The following is a 25,618-nucleotide window of genomic DNA, read 5'->3' as shown; positions in this document are numbered from 1 at the left end:
AGATTTTCTGCGTTGAAGTTAGTTGGAATCTAATGAGACCGAAAACGGGTGGCGCGCTTTTCGACTGCATCCAGCAGGAAGTACAGCGCCAGTCCCATGACGGCCAGAATGAACAGGGCGGAAAACACGCGCACCGTGTCGAACACCCCTTGGGCGCTCATGATCACAAAGCCCAGGCCACGCTGGGAGGACACGAACTCGCCCACAATAGCCCCTACCAAAGCCAGGGACAGAGCCACTTTCAGGCCCGCCATGATCGATGGCAGCGCAGAGGGCAGGCGCACTTTGAAAAACAGGGCAACCGGCCCGCCTTTCAAAACCCGGCCCAGGTCCAGAATGTCGGGCGAGACCGAGCGCAAGCCTTGCACCGTATCCACAATCACGGCAAAGACGGCGATCAGAAAAGCAATGGCCACCTTGGGCTCGTAGCCGGTACCCATCCAGACCACGAACAGCGGTGCCAAAGCCACTTTGGGAATGCTGTTGAAACCCACAATCAGGGGATAGCAAAAACGCTCGAAGAGCGGTGAACCCACGAGGGCGACGGCAATCAGCACGCCGCCTACGGCGGCCAATACAAATCCAGCCAGCGTGATGCCGAGCGTGTATAACGCTTGACCCATGTACCAACCCAGTTCGCCATACAAATCCTCCAGAATCAGCGAGGGGCGCGGCAAAATCACTTCCCGCACCTGACCCAGCCAACAAATTAATTCCCATGCCAACAGCACCACGACGGTAGAGACCACGCCCGCCAACCAGCTGGGCATTGAACGCAAGGCTTTATTCATGGCTGTCTCCTGCACCATCGGCAATGCCGAACAATTGACGGATATGAGCGACATGCCGGCCGAACTCCGGGGTCTCGCGCAAGGACAGCGGGCGCGGACGAGGAAAGTCGATCTTGATCTGCTCCAGAATGCGGCCTGGACGAGACGAGAACACCAGCACGGTATCGCCCAGGAAAACGGCTTCGGCAATGCCGTGCGTCACAAACAAGGTGGTGTTGCCCGTTTTCATCCAGATGCGCTGCAATTCGGCGTTCATGTTGTCGCGCGTCAGTGCATCCAGCGCACCGAAAGGCTCATCCATCAGCAGCAGGCGCGGATCATCCACCAAAGCACGGCAAATGGAGGCCCGCTGGCGCATGCCTCCAGACAACTGGCGTGGATAGCTGTCGGCAAACTGAGACAGGCCGGTCAAGGCCAGCAATTGATCCACCTTGTCCAGATAATCGGCCGTGCGCTTGCCGGCAAACTCCAAAGGCAAAAGAATGTTGTCGCGTATGCTGCGCCACTCCAGCAAGGCATCGCGCTGGAACACCATGCCCACCTGGTCGGGCGGGCCGCTGACGGGTTGCTGGTCTACCGTCAGGGAGCCGCTGCTGATGTTTTCCAGCCCGGCCACGCAACGCAGGAAGGTGCTTTTCCCGCAGCCGCTGGGGCCCAGAATGCTGATGAACTGGCCGGGTTGAATATCGACATTGATGCCGTCCAGCGCCAGCACATCACGCGCGCCCTCAAAGCGCTTGCGCACATCTTGAGAAAGTACCCGCGCCGCCATTACTTCAGCTCCAGACTGCTCAGGGATTGCGGGGTGACCACGCCGGACTGGTAATAGTCCGTGGCCTTCTGACCGGCAGGAATCAGCTCTACCCGTTCCAGCGTGGCAACTGTCTTGTCCCAGTCCGCAGGCTGGTTCACGCCGATACTGCCTTGCTCCACAGCCGGGCCAAAGTAGGTTTTAAGAATGTTCAGCTGGTCCAGCAAAATGGCTTTGTCCAAACGCGCATTGGGGCGTTGCGCCACAATCGCATCCACCGCTTCTTGCTCGTGACCGCTGTAAATGTAGTTCCAGGACTTGGCCACCACATTGGAAAAAGTCGCCAGCTCCTGTCCCCGGCTGGCTAGCTTGGCTTCGCTGGTGAACAGGCCAAAGCTGACCATATCCAGGCCGTGCTGGGCGAAAGGAATGGCATTGGAGGCGCGCTGACGCGACACCGAAGCCAGTACAAATGGAATGGTGGAGATCACGGCATCAGCCCGCCCCACCGCATAGGTCGCTGCCTTGCCAGCCGCATCCACACTCAGCAGATCCACATCGCTGCGACGCAAGCCGCCCGCCGCCAGAAACGCATCGACAAAAGGCGCTTCCAGAGAACCGGCGGTATAGGCGATCTTGCGTCCCTTCAAACCCTCCGGCCCGCTAATACCCGAATCCTTGGGCACCAGCACGCCGATATCGCTGGACGTGGCAAAGGTGGCCAGCCCTTTGACTGGCAAGCCTTTGCTGCGTGCAATCACCATGGAGGCCAGCGCTGCCTGGCCCACATCAAAGCGATCACTGCCACCCACGATCTGCACCGCCGTGACAGAACCGTTGCCATCTTCCAGCCGTACATCCAGGCCAGCCTGCTTGAACCAGCCCTTTTCCACGGCCAGATGAAACGGTGCATGGACGGCCCAAGGGGTCCAGTCCAGCTTTACATTCAAGGGCTCGGCTGCCGCCCCCCAGGTGCTCAACAAGAAGGTGGCCCCGATTGCGAGGCGCACACGTCCCCCCAAAGCTTTACGCTCCGTCATCTCCTTACCCCCGTTTTATTTATCGTCTTGCGTCGTCTATGCGCTTATGAGCGCCGGAAAAGTCCCTTGAAGCGGTCCCACAAAATGCTGAAGAACATCTTGACCGGATTGAACTCGGCCACCACCGGCTCTTCGCCTTCGGCCAGCGGTTTTTCCAGGCGCAGGTTCACGTTCTTGCCGAACTCCGCAATCATGCGGCGCACGAAATCCTGAACCAGCCCGGAGCGCGAAAACTGCGCCAGTGGCCCTTGCAGCGAATACACCAGCTCCACTTCCACGCGGCTGCGCGCTTCGCCATCCGGATTGACCTGAAAGCTGACATCGCCACGGGCACGCGATTGGCTCAAGGAGTCCACGCCCTCACCGCGCAGCACGGCAGCACGGCGTTCGTTATCCTCTTCCAACGTGGCATTACCCTTGAAGGCAGCCGACATGGGGCCAAATTTGATGGCGATCTTGCCCTGCACCGTAGCCCCTTCCTGGGACTCGATAATCGCGCCGGGAAGACAGCCCGCCACCTTGGGCAAATCCTTCATGAAAGCCCAAACCTGATCGGCCGGGAAACGGGCATCAAAACCACCTTGAATGGCCTGGCCCTTGCCCTTGTCGGCACTGCCGGACGCGGCAGGTGCAGCAGCGGCCACCGGAGCGGGCGTCTGCACTTCTTCCTGTACCGCTTCAAAAGTCGTAAAGCCGTTCTGGTTCCAGTCTTGCTGCACGTTCTGCACCACGGCAGCGCGCAAGGCTTCTACCTGGGCATCGGGCTGATCGCGCAGGGCTTGCAGCACGGACAGAATGGCGGCTGTAATGCCTTGATAGCCGGTGCAGCGACAAATATTGCCGGACAACTCAATACGCACACGGGCTTCGTCTGCATCGGGCAAACGCAGCACGATGTCGCGGCTGGTCGCCAACATGCCAGGCGTACAGAAGCCGCATTGCAAGGCGTGTTTTTCCGAGAAAGCCGTACGCAGACGGCTCATGATCGGATCGTCATCGTAGCCTTCCACGGTGGTGACTTCGTGGCCATCACAAGCACCGGCAAAAGTGATGCAGGAGCGCACTGGACGGCCATCCACCAGCACCGTACATGCGCCGCACACACCGTGTTCACAGCTCAGGTTGGTGCCGGTCAAACGGCTTTTCTCGCGGATGAAATCACCCAGATGGGTGCGCGGTTCGGCCTCGTGCTTTTGCTGACGGCCGTTAACTTGAATCGAGATTTCTGCCATGTCTTAACCTTTCACACCCAGCGCTTGCTTCAGGCTGCGCTCTACTACCGTACGGAACAGCACCTGATGAGCTTCATCCCGTTGTGCCAGATACGGCTGCAAGGCCGCTGCAATCGTGTCCCCTTCCAGGACGGCGGCCCCTTGTGCAGCCACGTTCACGGCCAGCTCGGGCAAGGAGCGCGGGGCGCCTTCCATGGCTCCAATCACTACGCGCGCCGTGCGGGTGGCCGGGTCGAAATAGCAGGCACAACTGGCATCGGCAAACTCGCCCACTTTGCGGGTAAATTTGTAATAACCCCAACGGGCCGAACCGGACACTTCAGGTACATCCACAGACTCGATGAACTCACCGGCTTCCAGCACCGTGGTGTAGGCAGCCAGCATGAATTCGCTCATGGGAACCGTACGGCTGCCTTGGGTTCCACGCACATTGATGCGTGCGCCCAGGGCGGCACAGGTCAGCACCCAGTCTGCCGCCGGGTCCGCATGGGCCAGGCTGCCACCCAAGGTGCCGCGATTACGCACACCCCGGTAAGCAATGCGGCCTGCCACTTTCTGCATCATGTGGCCGCGCAGCAGTTCGTGAATGCCATCTTCAATCTGGGCGTGAGTCACAGCAGCGCCGATACGCACTTGCCCTTTATTGGCCGTTACCTGTCGCAGCTCGGGCACTGCCGACACATCCAGCACTCGAGCAGGGCGCACCAGACGCAGATTCAACATGGGGCCCAGGGACTGGCTGCCACCCATCAAGCGCACTGCGGAAGGGTCGCTGCCATAAGCGTCCTGGATCTGTTTCAGGCTCTGGGCCTGTTCATACTCAAACTTGGCGGCCTTCATGCCTGAACCTCCGACACGGGCTGTTTATCTTGCTGATTGGCGGGCTGTGCTGCAGCGCGAATGGCGCTTAGCAGTCGATGCGGTGTCACGGGGGTATGTGAGACCTGTGCTCCCGTGGAGCGCAAGGCATTATTGATGGCCGACATGATGGCGGCAGGAGGGGCAATCGCCCCGCCCTCGCCCATGCCCTTGGCACCAAACTCGGTATTGGGCGATGGGCTTTCCATGTGTTCGATATGAATATTGGGCACTTCGCAGGCACCGGGCATGACGTAGTCTGCCAGGGTCGATGCCAGCGGCTGAGCAAACTCGTCGTAGGGCATTTCTTCGTACAAGGCGGTGCCGATCCCCTGGGCAATCCCGCCTATGGTCTGGCCTTCCACAATCATTGGGTTGATCATGATGCCGCAATCTTCCACCACCACGTACTTGAGCACTTCCACCCCGCCAGTCTTTGGATCGACAGCCACCACCACGGCATTGCTGGCGTAGGTGAAGCTGCCGGTATCGACTTTGGGTTTGTAACCTACGGATAGCTCCAGACCTTGCGGGTCCACGTCCTCGGGCAAATGCTGCGGATTGATGTACCAGGCATCCGCCACTTGGGCGATGCTGACCTGGCGCCCCTCGGCGCTGAACATATCGCCTTGATGCTGAATGCTATCCACATCGGCTTTCAGCATATGCGCGGCAATCTTGCGCACGCGCGGCAGCAGCTCTTTACAGGCCTTGGACACCGCACCGCCAGACATCACCAGGGAGCGCGAGGCATACGTGCCGGTAGAGAATGGCGTGCGGCCCGTATCACCGTGCACTACTTTGATCCTGGCCACGGGAATACCCAGAATTTCGCTGGCGATCTGGGCAAACGAGGTTTCCATACCCTGGCCGTGCGAATGCACACCCACACGCACTTCCAGCCCACCGTCCGGGGTCATGCGTACAAAAGCCTGATCAAAACCCGGAATCACCGCAGTGCCCCAACTGGCGAACACGGACGTACCGTGTGCAGACTGCTCAGTATAGGAAGCCACACCCAGACCAATCAGGCGACCATCGGGCTCACCCTTGGCCTGACGAGCCAGCACAGCCTCCACATCCACCGCAGCCAGAGCGCAGCGCAGGCTTTCTGGATAGTTGCCCGAGTCGTAATGCTTGTTGGCCACGTTGACGTAAGGCATTTGCTCGCCTTGCACCAGGTTCATCAAGCGAATTTCCCAGGAGGGCTTGCCGACCGCCAGGGCGATCTGATCCATCATCTGTTCAATGGCCAGGCAGACACCCGTACGGGCAACGCCGCGGTACGGCATGAAGCCTGGTTTGTTGGTGCCCACACCGCGTGTGCGGCAGCGGTAGCCACGAAAATCGTAAGGACCGGGCAAGTTGCCCAGGGCCTGGCCTACTTCCAAACCCACGGTAAAGGGCCAGACCGAGTAAGCGCCACCATCAATATCAATTTCAGCATCCAGCGCCAGCAGGCGGCCTTCATTGCTGATGTGTGCTTTCAGGCGGTATTGGTGTTCACGGGTATTGGCGCCAGCAATCAAGTGCTCACGGCGGTCTTCCATGAAACGAAAGGGCTTGCGGAAGGTCTTGGCCAACCAGGCCACGCACAGCTCTTCCTGATGCAGCACGCATTTATAACCAAAAGCGCCGCCCACATCGGGGGAAATCACACGAACCTGCGCCTGATCCATACCCAGGAACTGGGCAATGCCAGTGCGGTGCATATGCGGGATCTGACTGCCGCAATACACCACCAGTTGATCGGCCTGGAAATCCCAATAGGCCAGAACGGCCTTGCCTTCCATCGGCAACATGCACTGACGTGACAGGCTGACCGAGTGCTCGATCACGCGATCGGCACGGGCGGCATGCTCTTCAAAGGCCACGTCCGAGCGCAGTGTCACAAACACATTATCCTGCCAGCCTTCATGCAACAGATCACCCTGCGCGGCCAGCGAGGCCGGCACACTGCCGTAGACCGGCAACTCGTCGTACAGCGCTTCAATCTCCTCCAGAACGTCCTCGGCCACGGCGCGGCTTTCACCAAAGGCCATGGCAACCGGCTCGCCCACATAACGCACACTGCCCGAGGCCAGCGGCGGCATGCTGGAGGCCTGATAACTGGGCAAGGTGGAAGCGGCGTAAATATCCAGACAGTCCGGCATATCGGCACGGGTAATAACCTGCGCACGTGCGCTGTCTTCAATACTGATCTGACGGATTCGGGCATGCGCCATGGGGCTGCGCAGGAAGGCGACTTCCTGCAGCCCCGGCATGGTCATGTTTCCGATGAAGTTGCCCCGGCCATTGAGATGGCGCGCATCCTCCTTGCGAAGAATACGCGCACCCACTCCTTGGCCACCCAGGCTTGACGGGTGACTGTGCTGACTCATTTCACTACCTTAAGAATGTGCTGCTTAACTGCGCTTGCCCAACTCGCTGAAGGTGAAGTTGTCCAGGGCACTTTCGGCAACCCGGAACCAACTGGCTTCCTGCTCCTGGAAGGCCTTCCAGCTTGGATAAATCTTGGCAAAATCGGCGTTGCTGTCCGACAGTTCCTTCCACAGTTCCTGGGACTTGTCGTAGGCGGCCTTCATGACGTCCTTGGGGAAGTAACGCAGCTTGGCCCCATCGGCCACCAGCTTGCGCAGAGCGCCGGGGTTCAAGGCATCGTACTTGGCCAGGCTGAGCATGGTCTGCTCATTACAGGCCGTCTCGAATGCCACTTTGAAGTGCGCAGGCAAGGCTTCCCAGGCGTCTTTATTGACCATAGAGGTCAGGGACGCACTACCCTCGAACCAGCCGGGGGAGTAGTAGAAGGGAGCGACTTTGTTCAAGCCCAGTTTTTCGTCGTCGTAAGGGCCAATCCACTCGGCCGCATCAATCGTGCCCTTTTCCAGCGAGGAGTAAATATCGCTAGGAGGAATCTGCTGGGGCACGGCACCCAGTTTGGACAGCACCATGCCGCCGATGCCACCGATACGCATCTTCAGACCTTGCAGGCTGTCCAGGTCCTTGATTTCCTTGCGGAACCAGCCCCCCATCTGCACACCCACGTTACCCGCCACAAAGTTGACGATGTTGTACTGGCTGTACATTTCGCGCAGCAGTTTCAGGCCACCACCAAAGTGCACCCAGGAGTTGTGCTGACGGGCATTCATGCCAAAGGACAAGCCAGTATCAAACGTTACGGCGGTGTTCTTGCCCACAAAAGCGGTACTGAGCACGTGGTTGCATTCGACCGTGCCGTTGCTAATGGCATCCATGTTCTGGGCATAAGGCACCAGCTCGCCACCGGGGAAAGCGCGGATTTCGAACTTGCCTTCGGTCAGTTCGCTGACACGTTTGCACAGCGCTTCGGCCGAACCATAAATGGTGTCCAGGCTTTTGGGCCAGCCGGTAGACATACGCCAGCGCACGGTGGGGCTGTTCTGCGCAATTGCAGGGGCGGCTACGGCTGCCAAACCCGCACCCGCAACCGTTGCCGATTTCAGCAGAAAACTACGACGCTCCATCACTCACCTCTTTGTATTTTTTAATGTATTTACACCCCTTGCTCGATAGGGGTCTGGGTAGTTTGCCCGCCAGTCTGGCTTGCAGCCCCGACAGCAACTGCCCGAACCTTGCCAAACCGTCCCCCCCGAGGGGCCAGACGGACGTTCCAAGCAGTGTCAGCACACTATGAAATTGACATTCACCACTTCGATAATAGTAAGTGTGCTGATTAATTAATTTTTGGTCAAGCAGGGAAACTACTGACGCATGTCCTTGATGAGATAAAGGAAAGCATCATCAATAGCTTAAGCCTCAACTAGCGCAATCCCTTATAAAAACGATATTTGATTTTATAATTTATACAGTATACTGACTAATTGAAAGCACAACCCGGAGACAACTTTGAACTGGATAAAAATTTCCGAAACCGATGCCATCGACAACGAAGAGTCCCTGGCAATCGAGTGGGAAGGCAAGAAACTGGCCCTGCACAAACTGGATGACGAGTTCCACCTGACCGACAACGTCTGTACCCACCAATATGCCCTGCTGTCCGACGGCTATCTGGAAGACGGTTGTGTGGAATGTCCGCTGCATCAGGCCAAGTTCTGTTTGCGCACCGGCAAGGCGATGAACGCCCCTGCCACGGTGGACATCAAGGTCTACCCGCTGCGCATTGAAGGCAACGATATTCTGGCCGACTTCAGTCAGGCCTGAGCTTTTTTCTGCTGACGAGACCTGCAACATCATGGCACACCACACTTCCGTACTGATCATCGGCGCTGGCCAAGCGGCTTCGGTGCTGGCGCGCGAACTGCGCAGCCTGGGCTTTAGCGGCAGCATCACCTTGGTAGGGGATGAAACTCACCTTCCCTACGAGCGTCCGCCCCTGTCCAAAGACGTGCTCAAGTCCAGCGCGACCACTGACAGCGTGTTTTTGCAAAAAGCCGAGTTCTATCAAGAACAGAATATTGAACTCTTGTTGGGCACCAGCGTGCAGTCTCTGGATTGCGCCACACTTCAGGCCAGCCTGAGCAATGGCCAGACCTGGAGCTTTGACCACGCGGTGCTGGCCACAGGCGGCGCGGCCCGCGAACTGGCTCTGCTGCCCGCCAGCCAGGCCAACGCCCTGTATCTGCGCACGCTGGACGATGCCCTGAGCCTGCAAGCTCGTCTGCAACCCGGTTTGCGCGCCCTGGTGATTGGTGGCGGCTTCATGGGTCTGGAACTGGCTTCTACCGCCAGCGAAACCGGCGCACAGGTCACTGTCATTGAAGCGAATGAACGTCTGCTGGCCCGCAACGCCCCTGCGCTGCTGTCGCAATGGTTGCTGGAGCGCTTCGAGTCGCAAGGCATCACCGTGCGCTTGGGTCAGGGAGTGCGTCAGGCCCACTTTGCGGCAGAAAACGAGCACCCCGTTCAGCTGGAACTAAATGATGGCCAGATCCTGAATGGCGATCTGGCCATTGTGGCCGCCGGTCTGAGCGCGAACTCCGCCTTGGCGCGGGCCAGTGGTATCGCGGTAGACGATATGACGGCCGGGATTATTGTGGATCGCCAGGGCCGCACCAGTGTGGCGGGCATTTATGCCGCTGGCGATTGCGCCACCCAGATCTGCCCCGATACCGCCGTGCGCACGCGCACCGAATCCTGGCAGAACGCCAACGAGCAAGCCCGTCAGGTGGCCCACGCCATTGCCGGGCAGGATGCTCCTGCTGCACCTGTCAGTTGGTTCTGGACGGACGTGCTCGGTTGCAACATTCAAATGCTGGGTCAAGGCAGCCCGGATCTGGACTATCAGGTACGCGGCGTCATGGACAGCCAGGGCGATGCCATCAGCTTCATGCTGCTGGCATTTGAAGGCCAGCATTTGCAACACGCAATTGGCGTCAATGCCGGCGCGGATCTACGCGCCTTGCGCAGCGTCATGGAACAGAACTTGCCTGTGGACCCGGCCATCGTGCTGGACCCGGCCACCAAGCTGCGCCAGTACGTGAAAGAAGCGGCTCGTACGACCCAAGTCTAAGAAAGAGAAGCGGCCTGCGCCGCCTCGTCATCCCGAATCATTAAAGAGTTATCAGAGGAGAACCCTATGTATCAGACGCAAACGGTGATAGGCCAGACGGTCGGGTCCAAAGACCGCCCTGTCGAGGAATGCACCTGGCCCGAGGATGTGCTCAACACCATTCCGGATTGGGTCTACACCAGCAACGACATTTACAACCGCGAGATGGAGCGCATTTTCCACGGTGACACCTGGAACTTTGTGGCCCTGGAAGCGGAAATTCCCGATTCGGGCGACTACAAGCGCTCGTATGTGGGCTCCACCCCAGTAGTCGTGGCGCGTGCGGAAGATGGCAGCATCAACGTGTTTGAAAACCGCTGTGCACACCGTGGTGCCGAGTTTTGCCGCCACAACCAGGGCAACACCAATGAATTTGTGTGCCCGTATCACCAGTGGTCTTACAGCCTGAAGGGTGATCTGCAAGGGATTCCTTTCAAGCGCGGTGCGAATAAAGAAGGCGGCATGCCGCGCAGCTTCAAGAACTCCGAGCATGGTCTGAAAAAGCTGCATGTGACAACGCACAACGGCGTCATTTTTGCATCCTACAGCGACAAGGTCGAGCCTATTACGGAATACCTGACGCCTGAAATTCTGAAGGATTTCGAGGCGGTGTTTCCCGGCAAGAAGCTGAAGATTCTGGGTTACTACCGTAACGAGTTGCCTTGCAACTGGAAGATGTACCACGAGAATCTGAAAGATCCTTACCACGCGACCTTGCTGCACTCTTTCCTGGTGGTATTTGGTCTGCTGGTGGCGGGCAACAAGTCGCAGATGTATGTGGACCCTGTACATGGTCGCCATGGCTATATGGCATCGGCCAAGTCCGAGGACAAGTACGCCGAGGTCAGCGAGGACAACAAGAAGGAAATGCGTTCGTTTGTGGACGATATGCGTTTGCGCGACGAGCGTTTCCTGGACTACATCAAGGAGTTTGATTCTCCCTGGTCGGTCACCATGCAGACAATTTGGCCCAATCTGATTGTTCAGCGCGAGATGAACACCTTGGGTGTGCGTCAGATTGTGCCCAATGGCCCCAACAGTCTGATCATGCAATGGACCATGTTTGGCTATGAGGACGATACCGAGGAGATGACTCGTCACCGTCTGCGTCAGGGCAACCTGATGGGCCCTGCCGGTTTCCTGGGTCTGGAAGACAACGAGGCCATGAAGTTTGTGCAGGAAGGGGTACGTCGTTCCAGCAGCGAGGTGAACATCATCAAGCTGGATGAAAGCAAGCTGGGTACGTCCAATACGCTGATCTCGGAAGCGGCTATTCGCTCCATGTACCAGTACTACCGCCAAGTGATGGATCTGTAAGACGAGCTGACTTATGAAAATGGATTTTTCTTTCAAACCCGCCCAGGTTTCTGTTGAGCGTGCTTTGGCGTTAAAGGCGGAAATTGAGCTTTTCAATGCCGAGTACTGTGCCACTTTGGATCGTGGCAATGTTGAGGACTGGCCCATGTTTTTTGTGGAGGACGCGGTTTACCGGGTCACTTCACGCGAGAACGCGGATCTGAATTTGCCGGTAGGTCTGGTCTATGCCGAAGGGCGCGACATGATGCACGACCGTGCGGTGGCCATTGCCCGCACGCAGATGTATGCCCCGCGCTACATGCTGCATCTGGTCACGGATGTGCGCGTGATCAGCGAGGCTGACAATGGCGATATTGAGGCCGAGGGCAATTTCATGCTGATGCAGACCTTGGTGGAAGGGCCTTCCACGGTGCATCTGGTGGGTAATTATTTCGATACCTTCACGCGTGTGGACGGTCGTTTGATGCTCAAGGAGCGTCAGGTGATTTTTGATACGTCCATCCTGGCGAATGATCTGGTGTTTCCGGTCTAAGTCCGGGGTTTGCTTCTGGTTTCAAAACTGTTTTTTGTGTGCTGTTTCCGAGCCACTTGAGTCAGAAGGTCTTCTGATTCCTTTGAGCACCCTTCTTTGTTGAGGGGTGCTTTTTTTTGCTTATTTATTGGGGCAAAGGGCTGATGCCTGGCGCAACATCAGAGATATGAGGCTTTAGGGCTGGTAGCGCAGGTTCTGGGGGCCTATCAAGCCTGGAGAGAATTAAGGTTAATCAGGGAACCGGGGGTAAAAGAAGTCTCTGTGAAAACGCCATTCAGTCGGCCTGCTGGGGTGTCCGGGCTGAGCACTTGCCGGTGCTGCGCACCGGTGCCCTTGTCAGGAGATAGCTACGGGCGCATCCTGAACTCACCCGGTACTTGGTCCCCCGGACCAAGTACAAGCGTCGGGTTCAAACAGCAGGATGCTTGCACCCCTACGCTATCTCCTGCCCGCGGCAAGTACTCTGATCCGCCCTGACACCCCAGCAGGCCGACTGAACGGCTCACAACGGCTTTTTATCTACCAATCTCTTACGGGCTCTTTGACCAAACAGGGCCTCGTGCCTTGCTCCTCTGCGTTTCCTAAACGCATATCGTTCTGCTCTTCTGCCCCCCCCTAAACCCCGAGAACATTCAGCCTCAGCCAAAGCCCCTCCTCCCTTCCCTTCCCTTCCTTTCTCCACCCATCCAATCTGGGCCCTCGCCTTTCATCCCACCTCTGCAAGTGCCGTTTGGGCTTTAACCCGTGTTGCTTGTTTTCTTGTGGGGCCCGGGGACGGCTTGGCGGGCGAGTCAGGGCTCTTGCCGCAGGCAGAGTGCTGGGGCGGGATGCAAGGGGCGTGCTGTTTGAGGAGCACGCTTGCGGTTTGTCCGGGGGACAAACCGCGCTCCGAGTTCACGACCCGCCCGCCCCAGCACTCTGACAAGGGAACCCACGCGCAGCGTGGGCAAGAGACCCGCCAAGACAAGCCGTCCCCGGGCCCCACAAGAAAACTATCCGCCGCCCTCACGCAAAGCCCAAACGGCACGTCCAGAAGAACTCCTCTATTGCTCCCAAAGCTCCACCAAACCCTTCTTAAAATGACTCACAAGACAGCCATCCCCTCACTCAAGACCTGACACAGCAATCCTTGCAAACTCACAACGCTGCCAAAAATAAAAAAGCCCCCGAGAGCCATACGGCTCCCAGGGGCACAGGTCCGATAGCCCGCCCCCAAGCGGCAGACCATCGATACTCAATTACAAGGCTATCAAAACAGACTTGTTAACGACGAATCATGTCTCATCAAGCACGGACGCCCATCCAGACCATGATGAAACACGTCGCTCTTTTCAAAAGCTCAAAAAAATTGAATAGCGTTAAAGATCGATCAACGTCATCGCCTCTTCACGTGTTGCCACGGTGGCGTACTTCTGACGCATATCGAACAGGTTCGCCTCGTGAGGCCCAATCGCACGGTCACCCACGCAATCCGATACCACCAGGGGGCGGAAACCCAGTTGCATCGCATCGACCACACTGGAGCGCACACAACCACTGGTCACGGCGCCGGCAACCAGCAGTGTTTGCACACCACGCTGGGTCAACCAAGCCGCCAAGGGCGTACCGAAAAACGCCGAAGGCACGTTCTTGCGAACGATGAACTCACCGGGCACAGGAGCCAGTTCCGGCACGATGTTGCTGTTGTGCGCGTCTTCGGTCAGACCCAGCATGCCGGGCACTTTAATGCTGAAGATGTTGTTATCAGCGCCATCGTCGGCATACACGATACGCGTATGAGCCACCGGCCAGCCCTGTTCACGCGCCGTTGCCAGCAACTTCTGCGTGTTCTCGATAGCTTCGGGAATATTGCCGCCACCAAACACGGCAGGATCCGCAAAGCCATTCACCAGATCAATAATCAACAAGCCGTAAGGAGCTTTAGGCTCCAGCGTCGACCCAAAACCTTGTTGAGCGTACACCGCTCCTTCATTCGTACTCACCAACGCCTCCGTCCAGTACTTTGCCGTCACGCACGACAGCACGGCCATCCAGGCTGACCGTGCAATTGCGCAAAGGAATATCAATGTGGCAGGCCGTCGTGCGATTGCCGCCAGCCTCGTTGTTCGGGCCCAGGGAGAACAGGAAGTTACCCTCGAACGCACGGGCATCCATGCCAATGGTGTTTTCACGCGAGTACAGACCCAGTGTGGACCAATGGCAACGTGGTTGCAGCCCCCAGCCGATATGCGAGATAGCGTAGCCCTCGGGGTCATTGAAGGACTTCATGTACTCGTCCAATAATTGCGCCTCAATGCCGCCTTCGATCTTCGTGGCATAACCATTCTCCACAGTCAGAATAATCTGCTCGGAGGAATACTTTTTCTGCGGCAGCAGGATGTCGCCCTTGTCGATCACAATGGTGCCGTTAGTGCCCAGCTCGTTCGGCCAGGTCAGCACGAAGCCACTAGGCCAGTGGTCCCAACGACCGGGCTCATCTACAAAACCGTATTCACGAATCGCGGGGAACTCACCCAGCGGGCAACGCAGATTGGTACCGGCAGGAGACGTAATGCTCATTTCCTTGGCCGCTTTAATCAGCCCCGCAGCCGCTGTCACACGCGCACGATCCGCTTCCGTTGGCACAGTGCGAACCAGAATCTCCGGTGGCTCCACCGCCAGCAGAATCTTCGTACCCGACTTCAGAATGTCAATCTGCTCAGGCGAGAACAACAGAGTCATCAAGTCCAGCACCAGGTCACTGGCCTTCAAAGCCGCGATTGCCGCCTCGTTGCCCGTCAAAGGCGTCGTGCCCAGATAAGCCAAAGGATCCCGGCTCAGTGCCTTTTCTGCATTCACAGGCAGCAGATCCAGACGATTTACCACCGCGCCCATGGACTGGGCCGCGATCTGCGCACACTGCATGGTTTGCTGATTCGTCGTGGAGCTGGTCAGCAGGGTCACGGTTTGACCTGCTTGCAGCTTGGACAGACGTAGAACCTCTTGCCATGCTTCGATAAGTTGATAATCACTCACTGCCATTTTGTCTCTCCTAGTGAGACACCTCGGCTTCAAACCGACATGCCTAATCACGACAGGGCCGCCTTGGCGGCCCCTGCTCAACATCACACCAAGCGCTGGCCCAGGAAGTCACCGAAGGCTTCGTAAAAGCCTGCTTCGTTATCCCAAGGAATCATGTGACCGGCATCAGGCACGCGAACGTGCTGAACGCCAGGGGCCAACTGCTGAATCTCGGCCACATCCTCGTCACGCACCACGTCACCACGCTCGGCTGTCATCAGCAAGGCAGGCACGGTCAAATGCGGGAAGTCGACATGAATATCGTCGGTATGAAAGCCCTCAAAGCTGGCCAGAATCGCAGGCTCATGGCAGGTGTGCAGCCACTGAGCACGCAATTGCAATTGCTCTTCGGTCCAGGTCGGGCAGAAGGCACGCATATCGTCAGCCGTGCAACCCTTGCGAGCCATCGCCATGGAATCCACGTACCAGGGCAACTTGGAGGGATAAGCGCGACGACCTGGGCCAGACACTGGCGGATCAACCATCACCAGACGATTCAGGCCCTCGCTGTTCTTGTGAGCGGCACGCAAACCAATGCGGGCACCCATGGAGTGACCAACCACGATGTAGTCCTTCAGGCCCAGCGCCTGAGCCAGTGCAATCAAGTCATCCGCCTGCGCATCCAGGCTGTAATCCATACCTTCAGCCGCTTCGCTCAAGCCGCGACCACGCACGTCTTGAATGTAGGTATCAAAATGCTTGCCGAATTGTTCACCCACAAAACCCCAGGTCACCGCCGGGCTGGTAATGCCGGGAACGATGATGACGGCAGGACGCTGGTCACGCCCACCAACGGAACCACCAAAACGCAGGTAATGCTGACGAATGCCATTGGCGTGCACATGAGCGCCGTACAGAAATGTGCTCATGCTTAGCTCCGGTCCAGCTTGAACAGACGGGCAGCGTTGCCGTAGCAAACCAGCTCGCGTGTCTTGTCATCCATAGGCGCTGCCTCGATGAAATCAGCGGCCAGCTCAGTGGACTCGTAGGGGTAATCAACCGAGAACAATACGGCTTCAGCACCCATTTCACCAATTGCGCCCATTAGCGTTGGGGCAGAACAGACACCCGAAGTAGTGATCAGGATGTTGCTGCCGATGTACTCGGAAGGCTTGCGCTTCAAGGTCACACCATGTGGGTACACGGCAAAGCGGCTGTCGTAGCGCCAGCGCTGGAACGGCAAGCCTTCACCCATATGACCCAAGATCAACTTCACATCCGGGCAGCGATCAAACACACCACCGAACAACATGCGCAGCGCGTGAGTGCCGGTTTCCACACCCCAACCCCAGGTTGCACCCATCAGCTCCGGGTGGCCTGTGTAAGCGTGCGGCATTTCATAAGCATCAAAGGGGTGCAGATAGAACGGCACATCCAGCTTCTGCACGGTTTCCCAGAAGGCATCATATTCGCGGCCATCGTAGTACACGCCATGCGTGTGACCGTTAACCAAAGCGCCTTTCAAGCCCAGATCCTGCACCGCACGCGTCAATTCCTGCGCGGCAGCAGCCGGGTCTTGCATGGGCAAAGTGGCAAAGCCGCCCAGACGATCGGGATGGCGTGCAATTTGCTGCGCCAGGAAATCATTGTTCTGACGTGAACGCTCGATAGCGACGGACACATCCTTTTCCACCTGTACCCCAGGGCCGGTCTGCGACAGCACAACGTACTCGATACCGGCACGATCCATCACCTCCAGACGCTGGGCGTCGAAGTCATGCAAACGAGCCATCAGTTCACGCGCGTCGGCACTGTCAATATGTTTGACAAAGGCCTTGGAATAATCCTCAAAGCCAACGGCGTTGAAGTGCTCCTCCAGTGCTATTTTTTTAATACGTTTCACCGTAAATTTTCCCTAAATTATTGATTTACATAAGGTCAATCGTTTGACCCCCCAACAATATCTATCAGTATGCTGATTATTATTGTTTTCAGCAAGTCGGGAAATCACATATACTTTGGGGCGTGGACAGCGCCTGTAGAAATGACTGCAAATCAGAAATCAGGGCTTTTGTTCACGTTAGCGTAGCCCTGCTTTCCTTGTAGACGCCGACCTTGCAGCCGTACCCTTTGCAGGTCGTCCCGCTTTCAGTGTGCTGCCTTGTTGGCAACGGGCTGAAGGCCACTCAATCGATGACTGACTTATCCATGAAGAATCACGCCGAGCTAAAGCAAGAAGAACGACTGGAAGCCGACGAGGCCGAAATCCTGGGTCCAGTGGAAGAAGAAAATGCCGAGCTGTATCGACGCAAACTGTGGTCCCGGCCTGGTTTTCTGGTCCGCCGTCTTAACCAGATTCACTACGCCATGTTTTACGAGGAGTGCAAAAGTGACCTCACCCCTGTCCAGCACGGTGTCCTGTCCGTGTTGATGGGTTCACCCTGGCTGGATCAAACCACGATCGGCTACGAGCTGGGGCTGGATCGCACCACCTCGGCCGATGTCATCCGCAGGCTGGAGGAAAAAGGTTTGCTGGGACGCCGTATCAACCCCGAAGACCGCCGCTCCCGCCAGACGTACATCACCGAAGCAGGATTGGCGGCGATGAAGGAAATCAGTGCGGGCATGAACCGCGCCCAGGAACGACTGCTGGACCCACTGACCGCCAAGCAGCGCCAGACCTTTATGACCATGCTGACGCGTGTAGTGGAGCACAACAACCAATATGGTCGTGCCGCCCTGAAAAACATGTGAGAAGCTCGGGGGGCCTCAGGCCCCTCGCGCATACCAATCAGGTAGTTCAAAGGCATGCGCTGGCAGTTGGTACAGCTGGCGCAAACTGGCCTGACTAAGCATGTCGCGGGGCTCTCCCTGCGCCAATATGCCCCCCTCCTGGTACAAGATCACCCAGTCCGCCACGCGGGCCGCATGTTCGGGTTGATGCGTACACAAAAGCACACCCAGACCTTCCTGACGCAAGTGCGAGACTTGATCCAGTACCCGTAATTGATTCGCGAAGTCCAGGCTGGAGGCGGGTTCGTCCATGATCAAGAACTGTGAACGCTGCACCAAGGCCCGTGCAATCACGCACAGCTGGCGCTCTCCCCCGCTGATCTGATCAATGCGCTTTTGAGCTAGCTGCCCGATGCCCAACCGCTCCAGGCAAACGCCTACCCATTGCCGGTCGGCGGCCCGAGGTTGGGTGTACCAGGCCAGCTCACTGGCACAACCTAGCAAGACCCATTGTTCTACCGTGAAGGCAAAGGCCGACTCCTGCGCTTGCGGTACATAGGCCAGTTGTCTGGCCAGGGCACGCGCACTCCATCGCTCCAGGGGCTTGCCCTGCACCTTCACCTGCCCTTTTAAAGGCGGCTGCAGGCCCAGCAAGGTGCGCAGCAAGGTGGACTTACCGCTGCCATTGGGCCCGAGCAAACAAACGACCTGCCCGGTCTGTACGCGCAGATTCAAATTACTGGCGACTTGCTTGCGCCCGTAGCCTACAGCCAGATCAATCGCTTCCAAGCCTTGTTCGCTCATCGCTGCCTCGCACCACGAGCCAGCAACAGCAAGAAGCCGGGAGCACCCACCAAGGCTGTCAGCACGCCCAAGGGCAGCTCCAATGTGCCTATGCTGCGTGCCAAGGTATCGGTTAACAAGAGGAAGGCGGCGCCCACCAACAAGCAAACGGGCAATAGACGGGAGAAGTCCGGGCCAACCAATAAACGGGCCGCGTGCGGGATCAGCAAACCGACCCAACCTATAATTCCAGCCAGGGCCACGCACACCGCCGTCATCAAGGTCGCGCAAACGATCAGCAGACAACGCAAGGCAGAGACGGACATACCCAAGGAGCGGGCCTCGTCATCTTGCAGGGCCAGGACATTGATACGCCAACGCAAGAGCCAGACAGGGACGATGCACGCCAATACCATCAATGCAGCGGGCCAGACTTCGTAAGAGCGCACAGCGCTTAGCCCACCCAGCAGCCAGAAGGTCATGGAAGGCAATTGGGAGTATGGATCAGCCAGAATCTTGATAAGCGATAGGGCGGCACCCAGCAAGGTACCCACCGCCATCCCGGCCAGAACCAGTATCAGGATAGGTGGATGATGGCGCAGCATGCGCGCCAGACTCAAGACAATGCCCACCGCTAGCAGGCCGCCAACAAAGGCCGCCATCTGTACGCCGAACAAGGAAAAATTCAAATAAATGGCCAGAATCGCCCCCAGACCTGCACCCGAGGACACACCCAGGATATCGGGTGAAACCAGTGGATTGCGAAACATGGTTTGATACGCCGCGCCTGCGGTCGAGAGCGCCGCCCCCACCAGCAAAGCCGCTGCAATACGTGGCAGACGCAAATCCCAGACCACGCGTACGGCCTGACTCTGCCCCGCTTCTGGATCGCTACCAAAACCGGCGACCAAGGCGCGCAGCACTTCTGTTCCGGACAAGGGATACGCCCCCTGCCCCAGGGCAAACACCACCAATACGGCCAGAACCAGCCCCAGTAAAAGCAGCAATAGCCCGTAGGACAAACCTGACTTCATGCGCCTTGCTGCGAACCCAGCGGGTCCAGCCCTTGTACCAATCGCTTGACCTGCTCGTCGCTCAAGGACATGCCGTAAAAAGCCGAGTAAAACTCCTGCAACTCTGAATACATGCGTGGCATGGCAGCACTGCCTTCCAGCAAGGCATTAAGCCAGATCACCCCGGCCAGACGATTGACTCCCGGCGGGCCATCCAGCCAGCCAAAGGGCAAGGCGGGTACGCGGTACAAGCGTCCTTCCTTCACTGCCTTGAGCTGATTCCAGGGAGCCTGAGTACGGGCCAGCTCAAAGAAAGCATCATCCTGAGCAAACAGCATGTCCGGGTCCCAGGCCAATAATTGTTCGTAGGAAATACGGCCCAGGCGATTATCGGTTTTCTCGTCACCCATTACCGTCAAACCGCAAAGCCGCAGCACCTCGGTATGAATGGATTGACCCATGCCGGTTTCCAGACCATCGTTACCGCGTGCCAAATAGGCTTTCAAGCCTTTGGCGCGGGGGTTGGCGGCCTGATGTGCGGTATCCAGAATCGCTTGTGCACGCAAGGCCAGTTGCTGGCCGCGCTCGGCCTGCCCCAGGATATGACCTGCCTGACGCAACTGCGCCGGGCTGTCGTTCAGGCGACCATCCAGCAAGACATAAGGCACGCCCGTCTGCTCTTGCACGGATTTGGCGGCAGACTCGTAATAGGGATTCACATCGCCTATATCCACGACCATATCGGGCTTCAAGGCCAGCAGGCTTTCCAGGGACAAGGTACTGCCCCGACCGGCCAGACGGCCAAGATACGGCAAGGAAAAACCAGCGGCCTCCATCATGCTGCGTGCAGCAGGAGCCAGTTGAAAAGGCCAACCTAAAAGCGCGTGGGGTGCCAGGCAATACACCAGCACAGAAGCGGGCGGACCGGCTGCCACTATCCGCCCCACTTGAGCCGGATCAGGCAGCTTGCCCGCCACACTGATATGCAAGCTGACAGAGCGGCTGCTCCCGGCCTGTTTGGACCGGGCCAGCAAACGGGCATGAGGCGCCAACATAGTCAGTGCCACCCAGGCACGCAATACATCACGACGCTTCATTTATGCCTCTCCCCCTTTAACTGCAAATCACAAAACGGCTTTAGAAACGATAGCTTCCGCCCACAAACCAGACACGTCCGGGCATGGGGTAGCCTTCTTTGTATTGGTACAGCTTGTCGCCCAGATTACGCACACCGGCTTCCAGTGTGATGTCCGAATTCGGACGCCAGATACCTTTCAAGCTCAACAAGGCAAAGCCCGGTGTTTTTTCGTAGATCTGATCACCCTTGCTATTGGCGTAGGAGTAGTAGCGGCCGCTTTCGGTTTCCACCGAACCCATCACTTCCCACTGCGCAGTGGGCTTCCAGCTCAGGTGAGCAAACAGGCGATGATTGGGTGTATCCACCAATTTGACGTCCGGGTCAGACTGGTTGCGACGATTCAAATATGTGTACGCCAGGCCTGCAGACCAATGAGCAGAAAGCTCCTGCTGCAAAGACAGCTCCAGACCCATTTGACGAGCCTTGCCGACGTTGGTGGCCTGATCACAAAAACCCACTGGACGGTACTTGTCACAACCGGGAGCCTGAATAACCGTGCTTTGAATCATGTCACGCACCTGGCTCAAGAACAGCGCCGATTCCAGCTGTGCACCTTCCCATGGCTGACCGCGCAAGCCCAGTTCATAGTGAATGGCGTGCTCGGGTTTCAGATCCGGATTAGGTTGGGCGTAGCCCATGCGGCTGGAGTAGCGATCTTTAATCGTGGGAAAACGAGTCTTGTAAGCCACGCTACCGTAGACCTGCATGGCATCGCTCCAGTCGTAACCCAGCTCCAGCAAACCGTTGGTGGCATCGGTATCGCCGGTTTCAAAGTTGTGCGCTTCTTTGGCTTTGCGACGTTCGTGGCTGGCACCCACGCGCAACTGCCACAGCTCACCCACAGCAATACGGTCTTCAAACGCCAGAGACGTGGTCACGTCCTTGTAGTGCTCAGTGCCCGATGGCTTGGGATCACGGTGCTGATCTTCCTTGTAGTGCAAGGCAAAATGCAGCTCGTGATTGTCCAGGCTGGTGTTGACCCATTCCAGGGCAGCGCCACGGGTACGGTCCGTGTACTCGCTGGTCGGGCCAGTCAGGGTCGCGTATTGATCATTGCTATACATATCCAGACCGTTCTTGTACTTGTCTTCGTACACGCGGGTCTTGATCGTGTTGCTCTCGCCAATCTGTGTGGAGCTCAGGAAGTACAGGCTTTCCTTGTCCCAGTATGGCCAGCGCCAGTAGCGTTGACCCAGCTTGGCATCGTTCACGCCGGTGTAGACCGGATTGTCTTTCTGACCTTTCTGGTTCACGTAGCCAATAACGTATTCATCCGTCGCATTGGGAGTGATACCCAGTTTGAAGGACGCTTTCTTGTCCATTTGAGAAGCATTGCTGCGCATGCCACCCGTGTCGGTAGGACGTGCTTTTTGATCTTCAAACCCACGACCCAAGGGGAAGCTGCGTTCGCCTGACCAGGACAAGCCTGCCTGCATGTACCAGGAACCCTGATTGGTGCCCACGTTCAAGGCACTGTAGCGTTGATCGCCCGTAGCGTAACCGGCGCGGAACTCGCCTTCAAACTCTTTGACGGGTTTACGGGTCACCAGGTTGATGGCACCGCCCATGATATTGGGGCCATACAGTAAGGAAGCTGCTCCCTTGGCCACGCGAATTTCGCTCAGGTCCATGGTGGTGAAACGGGTAAAGTCCACATAGCCGTCGTACGGCACGTACTGTGGAATACCGTCAAGAAACAAGGGCACCTGACGCGAATCGAAGCCACGCACATAGACCATCTGTTCGTTACGAGCACCGCCCGCCGAAACGGTCACGCCGGGTTGCACACTAACGGCGGCACCCACATCGCGCAAATCAAAAGCCTGCATTTCTTTCTGGCTGACTGCGCTCTCCCCCAAAGGAGCCTCGCGATCCAGGCTGGACTGAACAACCACTTTGCCCAGCTGAAACACACGGTCATTGTTTTCCTGAGCCTGAGCCTGGCTAACTGCCAAGGCCCCCATCATGCTCAAGACCAATGCGCGCGGCACAAAGCAGACGGACTGATGACGCGCTGCTGTGGCACGTTTGGACTGATGTCTCATTCCCCTTCCCTATTCGATCTTTCTAATTGATTTATGAACTGACGCCACGCAAAGATGCGGCACAAAAAAAAACGGACCCCAAGGGGCCCGTAAATAGAACCCATCATCGAGCGATGAGTGATGGTTCTTTCGAAAACACCGCTATATAGTAGAGCATATAGCGAAGAACTACAACTAGCCAGAAACTTTAAGGTTCAGGTTTTCCCGTCTTCCCAATTTGCGGCTTCTCGCCAACAATACGGCTGTACTGAGCATTCCTATCAAAATGCTGCCAGCAAAGTGCCTGCACAAACAGGCATCAAAACGATCCCAAGACATCTGGACCCGCGCAAATACTGGCGCAAATCCACAGGAGCACAATTTATGTTTAAAGCCATGACGCGCGGTTCGGTCCGCCTGGTTGAACGCTATCTACCCGATCCGTATATTTTCGTCATCCTGCTCACACTGATTGCCGGTATTGCGGCAATGGCGTTTGAGCAACGCTCTCCCATGGAGATCATCCAATATTGGGGTAACGGCTTTTGGGGTCTACTGACCTTTGCCATGCAAATGTTGCTGGTCTTGCTGACCGGTCACATGCTGGCCAGCACGCCACTGGTAAAAAGCTGGTTGCGTGGCCTGGCCTCGCTGGCCCGTTCGGCTGGATCCGCCATCATTCTGGTGACCCTGGTGTCGCTGGCGGCCAGCTGGATCAACTGGGGTTTCGGCCTGGTGGTCGGTGCCCTGTTCGCCAAAGAACTGGCTCGTCAGGTCCGCGTGGACTACCGCTTGCTGGTTGCCAGTGCCTACTCGGGCTTTCTGGTCTGGCACGGTGGCCTGGCCGGTTCTGTACCACTGACCATTGCCACCTCGGGCCACTTCTCTGAAGACAAGATCGGCATCATCAGCACATCTGACACCATCTTCGCCTTCTTTAACCTGGCCATTGTGATCGCCCTGTTCATTCTGGTGCCGCTGATCAACCGATTGATGCTGCCCAGCGACAAGGAAAGCATTTACGTCGACCCCAAGCTGCTGGAAGACACGCCAAACGACGTCAACCAGACCACCGATCGCCCAGCAGACCGTCTGGAAAACAGCCGTCTGATCTCCATCGTGATTGGTGTCGCTGGCCTGGCCTACCTGTTTGACTACTACGTGCTGCGTGGTGCAACCCTGAACCTGAACGTGATCAACTTCACCTTCCTGATTCTGGCCATCTTGCTGCACGGGACTCCACGTCGTCTGCTGAAAAGCCTGGATGAAGCCATTCGCGGCGGTGCCGGGATTGTGATTCAGTTCCCCTTCTACGCAGGCATCATGGCCATCATGATTGACTCCGGTCTGGCTGCCAGCCTGTCCGAGTGGTTGGTGTCCTTTGCCACTGCTACCACCCTGCCCTTCTGGACCTTCATGAGCGCCGGTCTGGTCAATATCTTTGTGCCCTCGGGCGGTGGCCAGTGGGCGGTACAAAGCCCGGTCGTGATTGCTGCCACACAGGCTCTGGATGCTGACATGGCGCGCACCGCCATGGCCGTTGCCTGGGGCGACTCCTGGACCAATATGCTCCAGCCTTTCTGGGCCTTGCCGGTATTGGCGATTGCCGGTCTGAAAGCCAAGGACATCATGGGCTTTTGCCTGATTCAGCTGATTGTCTCGGGTATTGTGATCTCGATTGGTTTGACCTGGTTGTAAGACAGGCCGGGATGCCTTCATCAGGCACCGTATCCTGACTGGCAATAAAAAACGCCCCGTGAATATCCATGGGGCGTTTTGCATTGAGCAGGCAGCAATTAGCCCAAGCATAAGCAGGACGCAAACAAGCCGCCACAAAAAAGGGCAATGACACTATGAGGGGGAATTAAATGAAGGTAGAGATGGTGGGCGGTACAAGGTTCGAACTTGTGACTTCCACCGTGTGAAGGTGGCACTCTACCACTGAGTTAACCGCCCGGAGCTTTAAAGAACTACAAAAGCTGCGAAGAAAAAAACTATAGCATGGCCCTGATTGATTTACAAGTTCAGGGCCAGCTCTTTTCTTAAATAATTACTCCGTTGCCGGGTTGAGCATCTCACGCCACATGGGCGGCTTCTTGTTCTGCTTTTCCAGCACGTCCATGTATTTCTCATGCTCGGCCTGATCGGCTTCGGACGCGCGCAGCACTTTCAGCACGCTGGCGTCAAACTTGCCCAGGCTCAGATTGCTGCCATCCCCACCTTGCCCATCAGACTCGTCAAAGTCCATCAGCAAGGCGTCCTGGCCACGGGTCATGGCCAGCCAGACATCAGCCAGCAACTCCGAGTCCAGCAAAGCGCCGTGCAAGGTACGGTGGGAGTTGGAAATGCCGTAGCGTTCGCACAAGGCATCCAGGGAGTTCCGTTTGCCAGGGTGCATTTCCCGCGCGACCAACAAGGAGTCGGTGATGCTGTCGCAGTACTGGGAGAACGGGCCTTTACCTACCTTTTGCAGCTCGGCATCCAGAAAGCGTGTATCAAAAGAGGCGTTATGAATAATGACTTCCGCACCCCGCACAAAATCCAGCACCTGATCCACCACATCCTTGAAACGTGGGTGGCCGGACAGAAATTCCGTGGTCAAGCCGTGAATTGCCAAAGCTTCAGGATCAGAGTCCCGGTCCGGGTTTAGATACAAGTGCAGATGGCGGCCCGTCAATTTACGATTGAACAGCTCTACCCCACCCACTTCAACAATGCGGTGCCCTTCACGAGGCTCCAGACCGGTGGTTTCAGTATCCAGAATAATTTGACGCATTCACTTTCCCTACAAATTCAATCACAGTAATGGCACTCGACAAGGAGGCTATACAAACAGCTTCCCCGCAGACCAGCACCAC

At 57.2% G+C, this 25,618-nt stretch carries 22 protein-coding genes and 1 tRNA gene; 6 read left to right on the top strand and 17 right to left on the bottom strand.

Going from position 1 to position 25,618, the window contains the following annotated elements; translation table 11 throughout:
• Nucleotides 1-29: 29 nt before the first annotated feature.
• From MID00_RS11760 to MID00_RS11730, 7 genes are read right to left on the bottom strand one after another with little or no spacing between them, the layout of a single operon-like run.
• Nucleotides 30-791, bottom strand: a complete 762-nt coding sequence (locus MID00_RS11760) for an ABC transporter permease (protein WP_009464034.1) — start codon at nucleotides 789-791, stop codon at nucleotides 30-32.
• Nucleotides 784-1,563: an ABC transporter ATP-binding protein gene (locus MID00_RS11755; RefSeq protein WP_009464036.1), complete on the bottom strand. Its 780-nt coding sequence runs from the start codon at nucleotides 1,561-1,563 to the stop codon at nucleotides 784-786. The genes MID00_RS11760 and MID00_RS11755 overlap by 8 nt, the downstream gene beginning before the upstream one ends.
• Entirely contained in the window at nucleotides 1,563-2,582 is a 1,020-nt protein-coding gene (locus MID00_RS11750; protein WP_137431454.1) for an ABC transporter substrate-binding protein, read from the bottom strand. Before MID00_RS11750 ends, MID00_RS11755 begins: the two co-directional genes overlap by 1 nt.
• Nucleotides 2,583-2,626: 44 nt before the next feature.
• Entirely contained in the window at nucleotides 2,627-3,814 is a 1,188-nt protein-coding gene (locus tag MID00_RS11745) for a 2Fe-2S iron-sulfur cluster-binding protein (RefSeq protein WP_083054524.1), read from the bottom strand.
• A gap of 3 nt (nucleotides 3,815-3,817) precedes the next feature.
• A complete protein-coding gene (locus tag MID00_RS11740; RefSeq protein ID WP_009464042.1) occupies nucleotides 3,818-4,654 on the bottom strand; it encodes a xanthine dehydrogenase family protein subunit M in 837 nt (278 codons plus the stop codon).
• Nucleotides 4,651-7,053 (bottom strand): xanthine dehydrogenase family protein molybdopterin-binding subunit, encoded by a 2,403-nt coding sequence (locus MID00_RS11735; protein ID WP_254498866.1) that lies wholly within the window; start codon nucleotides 7,051-7,053, stop codon nucleotides 4,651-4,653. Before MID00_RS11735 ends, MID00_RS11740 begins: the two co-directional genes overlap by 4 nt.
• Nucleotides 7,054-7,077: 24 nt before the next feature.
• The gene (locus MID00_RS11730) at nucleotides 7,078-8,175 is read right to left on the bottom strand and encodes a TRAP transporter substrate-binding protein (protein WP_009460856.1); all 1,098 of its coding nucleotides are present in this window, start codon (nucleotides 8,173-8,175) and stop codon (nucleotides 7,078-7,080) included.
• Between the two features lie 382 nt (nucleotides 8,176-8,557).
• Between MID00_RS11730 and MID00_RS11725 the strand changes: the two genes are divergently transcribed.
• The 4 genes from MID00_RS11725 (at nucleotide 8,558) to MID00_RS11710 (ending at nucleotide 12,069) form a co-directional block, all read left to right on the top strand.
• Nucleotides 8,558-8,872 carry a non-heme iron oxygenase ferredoxin subunit gene (locus MID00_RS11725; RefSeq protein WP_009460854.1) on the top strand — a complete coding sequence of 105 codons (315 nt, stop codon included), beginning with the start codon at nucleotides 8,558-8,560 and terminating at the stop codon, nucleotides 8,870-8,872.
• 31 nt (nucleotides 8,873-8,903) lie between these two features.
• The gene (locus MID00_RS11720) at nucleotides 8,904-10,181 is read left to right on the top strand and encodes an NAD(P)/FAD-dependent oxidoreductase (RefSeq protein WP_254498865.1); all 1,278 of its coding nucleotides are present in this window, start codon (nucleotides 8,904-8,906) and stop codon (nucleotides 10,179-10,181) included.
• A 66-nt stretch (nucleotides 10,182-10,247) separates the two neighbouring features.
• A complete protein-coding gene (locus MID00_RS11715) occupies nucleotides 10,248-11,537 on the top strand; it encodes an aromatic ring-hydroxylating dioxygenase subunit alpha (protein WP_035273649.1) in 1,290 nt (429 codons plus the stop codon).
• Nucleotides 11,538-11,550: 13 nt separating this feature from the next.
• Entirely contained in the window at nucleotides 11,551-12,069 is a 519-nt protein-coding gene (locus MID00_RS11710; RefSeq protein WP_009460849.1) for an aromatic-ring-hydroxylating dioxygenase subunit beta, read from the top strand.
• 1,358 nt (nucleotides 12,070-13,427) lie between these two features.
• On the opposite strand, the gene MID00_RS11705 is transcribed toward MID00_RS11710, so the two are convergent.
• The 4 genes from MID00_RS11705 to MID00_RS11690 all read right to left on the bottom strand — a co-directional run bounded on the left by MID00_RS11705 (nucleotide 13,428) and on the right by MID00_RS11690 (nucleotide 16,972).
• Nucleotides 13,428-14,051, bottom strand: coding sequence for an N-carbamoylsarcosine amidohydrolase (locus MID00_RS11705; RefSeq protein ID WP_254498864.1), 624 nt, complete (start codon nucleotides 14,049-14,051; stop codon nucleotides 13,428-13,430).
• Nucleotides 14,038-15,090: a 2,5-dihydroxypyridine 5,6-dioxygenase gene (locus MID00_RS11700; RefSeq protein ID WP_045931286.1), complete on the bottom strand. Its 1,053-nt coding sequence runs from the start codon at nucleotides 15,088-15,090 to the stop codon at nucleotides 14,038-14,040. The genes MID00_RS11705 and MID00_RS11700 overlap by 14 nt, the downstream gene beginning before the upstream one ends.
• An 83-nt stretch (nucleotides 15,091-15,173) precedes the next feature.
• Nucleotides 15,174-15,998: an alpha/beta fold hydrolase gene (locus MID00_RS11695; RefSeq protein WP_250756069.1), complete on the bottom strand. Its 825-nt coding sequence runs from the start codon at nucleotides 15,996-15,998 to the stop codon at nucleotides 15,174-15,176.
• Nucleotides 15,999-16,000: 2 nt separating this feature from the next.
• Nucleotides 16,001-16,972 carry an amidohydrolase family protein gene (locus tag MID00_RS11690; protein WP_026485442.1) on the bottom strand — a complete coding sequence of 324 codons (972 nt, stop codon included), beginning with the start codon at nucleotides 16,970-16,972 and terminating at the stop codon, nucleotides 16,001-16,003.
• A 290-nt stretch (nucleotides 16,973-17,262) separates the two neighbouring features.
• Between MID00_RS11690 and MID00_RS11685 the strand changes: the two genes are divergently transcribed.
• Nucleotides 17,263-17,823 carry a MarR family winged helix-turn-helix transcriptional regulator gene (locus MID00_RS11685; RefSeq protein WP_009460842.1) on the top strand — a complete coding sequence of 187 codons (561 nt, stop codon included), beginning with the start codon at nucleotides 17,263-17,265 and terminating at the stop codon, nucleotides 17,821-17,823.
• 15 nt (nucleotides 17,824-17,838) lie between these two features.
• Here MID00_RS11685 and MID00_RS11680 read toward each other — a convergent pair whose 3' ends face one another.
• Genes MID00_RS11680 through MID00_RS11665 form a run of 4 tightly spaced genes read right to left on the bottom strand, consistent with a single transcriptional unit; the run spans nucleotide 17,839 to nucleotide 22,781 of the window.
• Nucleotides 17,839-18,606, bottom strand: a complete 768-nt coding sequence (locus MID00_RS11680; protein ID WP_254498863.1) for an ABC transporter ATP-binding protein — start codon at nucleotides 18,604-18,606, stop codon at nucleotides 17,839-17,841.
• Nucleotides 18,603-19,619, bottom strand: coding sequence for an iron ABC transporter permease (locus tag MID00_RS11675; RefSeq protein ID WP_254498862.1), 1,017 nt, complete (start codon nucleotides 19,617-19,619; stop codon nucleotides 18,603-18,605). The genes MID00_RS11680 and MID00_RS11675 overlap by 4 nt, the downstream gene beginning before the upstream one ends.
• Entirely contained in the window at nucleotides 19,616-20,695 is a 1,080-nt protein-coding gene (locus tag MID00_RS11670; RefSeq protein ID WP_254498861.1) for an ABC transporter substrate-binding protein, read from the bottom strand. The genes MID00_RS11675 and MID00_RS11670 overlap by 4 nt, the downstream gene beginning before the upstream one ends.
• A gap of 40 nt (nucleotides 20,696-20,735) precedes the next feature.
• Nucleotides 20,736-22,781 carry a TonB-dependent siderophore receptor gene (locus MID00_RS11665; RefSeq protein WP_022983313.1) on the bottom strand — a complete coding sequence of 682 codons (2,046 nt, stop codon included), beginning with the start codon at nucleotides 22,779-22,781 and terminating at the stop codon, nucleotides 20,736-20,738.
• Nucleotides 22,782-23,144: 363 nt separating this feature from the next.
• Between MID00_RS11665 and MID00_RS11660 the strand changes: the two genes are divergently transcribed.
• Nucleotides 23,145-24,458, top strand: a complete 1,314-nt coding sequence (locus MID00_RS11660; RefSeq protein ID WP_009460835.1) for a short-chain fatty acid transporter — start codon at nucleotides 23,145-23,147, stop codon at nucleotides 24,456-24,458.
• Nucleotides 24,459-24,641: 183 nt separating this feature from the next.
• Here MID00_RS11660 and MID00_RS11655 read toward each other — a convergent pair.
• Nucleotides 24,642-24,716 (bottom strand) — tRNA-Val (locus MID00_RS11655).
• 94 nt (nucleotides 24,717-24,810) lie between these two features.
• A complete protein-coding gene (gene dnaQ, locus MID00_RS11650) occupies nucleotides 24,811-25,536 on the bottom strand; it encodes a DNA polymerase III subunit epsilon (RefSeq protein ID WP_250756074.1) in 726 nt (241 codons plus the stop codon).
• Nucleotides 25,537-25,618 lie beyond the last annotated feature (82 nt).

The sequence above is a fragment of the Alcaligenes sp. NLF5-7 genome (assembly GCF_024266725.1).
Taxonomy (GTDB): domain Bacteria; phylum Pseudomonadota; class Gammaproteobacteria; order Burkholderiales; family Burkholderiaceae_B; genus Alcaligenes; species Alcaligenes phenolicus.
Note: the sequence above shows the minus strand (reverse complement) of the source record. Positions and strands in the feature narration are given on the sequence as shown.

What these genes read in the sequence shown, in the direction of transcription:
- MID00_RS11750 (WP_137431454.1), bottom strand. Translation starts at nt 2,582, where the DNA reads ATGACGGAGCGTAAAGCTTTGGGGGGACGTGTGCGCCTCGCAATCGGG.
- MID00_RS11680 (WP_254498863.1), bottom strand. Translation starts at nt 18,606, where the DNA reads ATGAGCGAACAAGGCTTGGAAGCGATTGATCTGGCTGTAGGCTACGGG.
- MID00_RS11660 (WP_009460835.1), top strand. Translation starts at nt 23,145, where the DNA reads ATGTTTAAAGCCATGACGCGCGGTTCGGTCCGCCTGGTTGAACGCTAT.
- MID00_RS11760 (WP_009464034.1), bottom strand. Translation starts at nt 791, where the DNA reads ATGAATAAAGCCTTGCGTTCAATGCCCAGCTGGTTGGCGGGCGTGGTC.
- MID00_RS11700 (WP_045931286.1), bottom strand. Translation starts at nt 15,090, where the DNA reads ATGGCAGTGAGTGATTATCAACTTATCGAAGCATGGCAAGAGGTTCTA.
- MID00_RS11755 (WP_009464036.1), bottom strand. Translation starts at nt 1,563, where the DNA reads ATGGCGGCGCGGGTACTTTCTCAAGATGTGCGCAAGCGCTTTGAGGGC.
- MID00_RS11670 (WP_254498861.1), bottom strand. Translation starts at nt 20,695, where the DNA reads ATGAAGCGTCGTGATGTATTGCGTGCCTGGGTGGCACTGACTATGTTG.
- MID00_RS11745 (WP_083054524.1), bottom strand. Translation starts at nt 3,814, where the DNA reads ATGGCAGAAATCTCGATTCAAGTTAACGGCCGTCAGCAAAAGCACGAG.
- MID00_RS11710 (WP_009460849.1), top strand. Translation starts at nt 11,551, where the DNA reads ATGAAAATGGATTTTTCTTTCAAACCCGCCCAGGTTTCTGTTGAGCGT.
- MID00_RS11675 (WP_254498862.1), bottom strand. Translation starts at nt 19,619, where the DNA reads ATGAAGTCAGGTTTGTCCTACGGGCTATTGCTGCTTTTACTGGGGCTG.
- MID00_RS11730 (WP_009460856.1), bottom strand. Translation starts at nt 8,175, where the DNA reads ATGGAGCGTCGTAGTTTTCTGCTGAAATCGGCAACGGTTGCGGGTGCG.
- MID00_RS11740 (WP_009464042.1), bottom strand. Translation starts at nt 4,654, where the DNA reads ATGAAGGCCGCCAAGTTTGAGTATGAACAGGCCCAGAGCCTGAAACAG.
- MID00_RS11720 (WP_254498865.1), top strand. Translation starts at nt 8,904, where the DNA reads ATGGCACACCACACTTCCGTACTGATCATCGGCGCTGGCCAAGCGGCT.
- MID00_RS11735 (WP_254498866.1), bottom strand. Translation starts at nt 7,053, where the DNA reads ATGAGTCAGCACAGTCACCCGTCAAGCCTGGGTGGCCAAGGAGTGGGT.
- MID00_RS11685 (WP_009460842.1), top strand. Translation starts at nt 17,263, where the DNA reads ATGACTGACTTATCCATGAAGAATCACGCCGAGCTAAAGCAAGAAGAA.
- MID00_RS11695 (WP_250756069.1), bottom strand. Translation starts at nt 15,998, where the DNA reads ATGAGCACATTTCTGTACGGCGCTCATGTGCACGCCAATGGCATTCGT.
- MID00_RS11665 (WP_022983313.1), bottom strand. Translation starts at nt 22,781, where the DNA reads ATGAGACATCAGTCCAAACGTGCCACAGCAGCGCGTCATCAGTCCGTC.
- dnaQ (WP_250756074.1), bottom strand. Translation starts at nt 25,536, where the DNA reads ATGCGTCAAATTATTCTGGATACTGAAACCACCGGTCTGGAGCCTCGT.
- MID00_RS11715 (WP_035273649.1), top strand. Translation starts at nt 10,248, where the DNA reads ATGTATCAGACGCAAACGGTGATAGGCCAGACGGTCGGGTCCAAAGAC.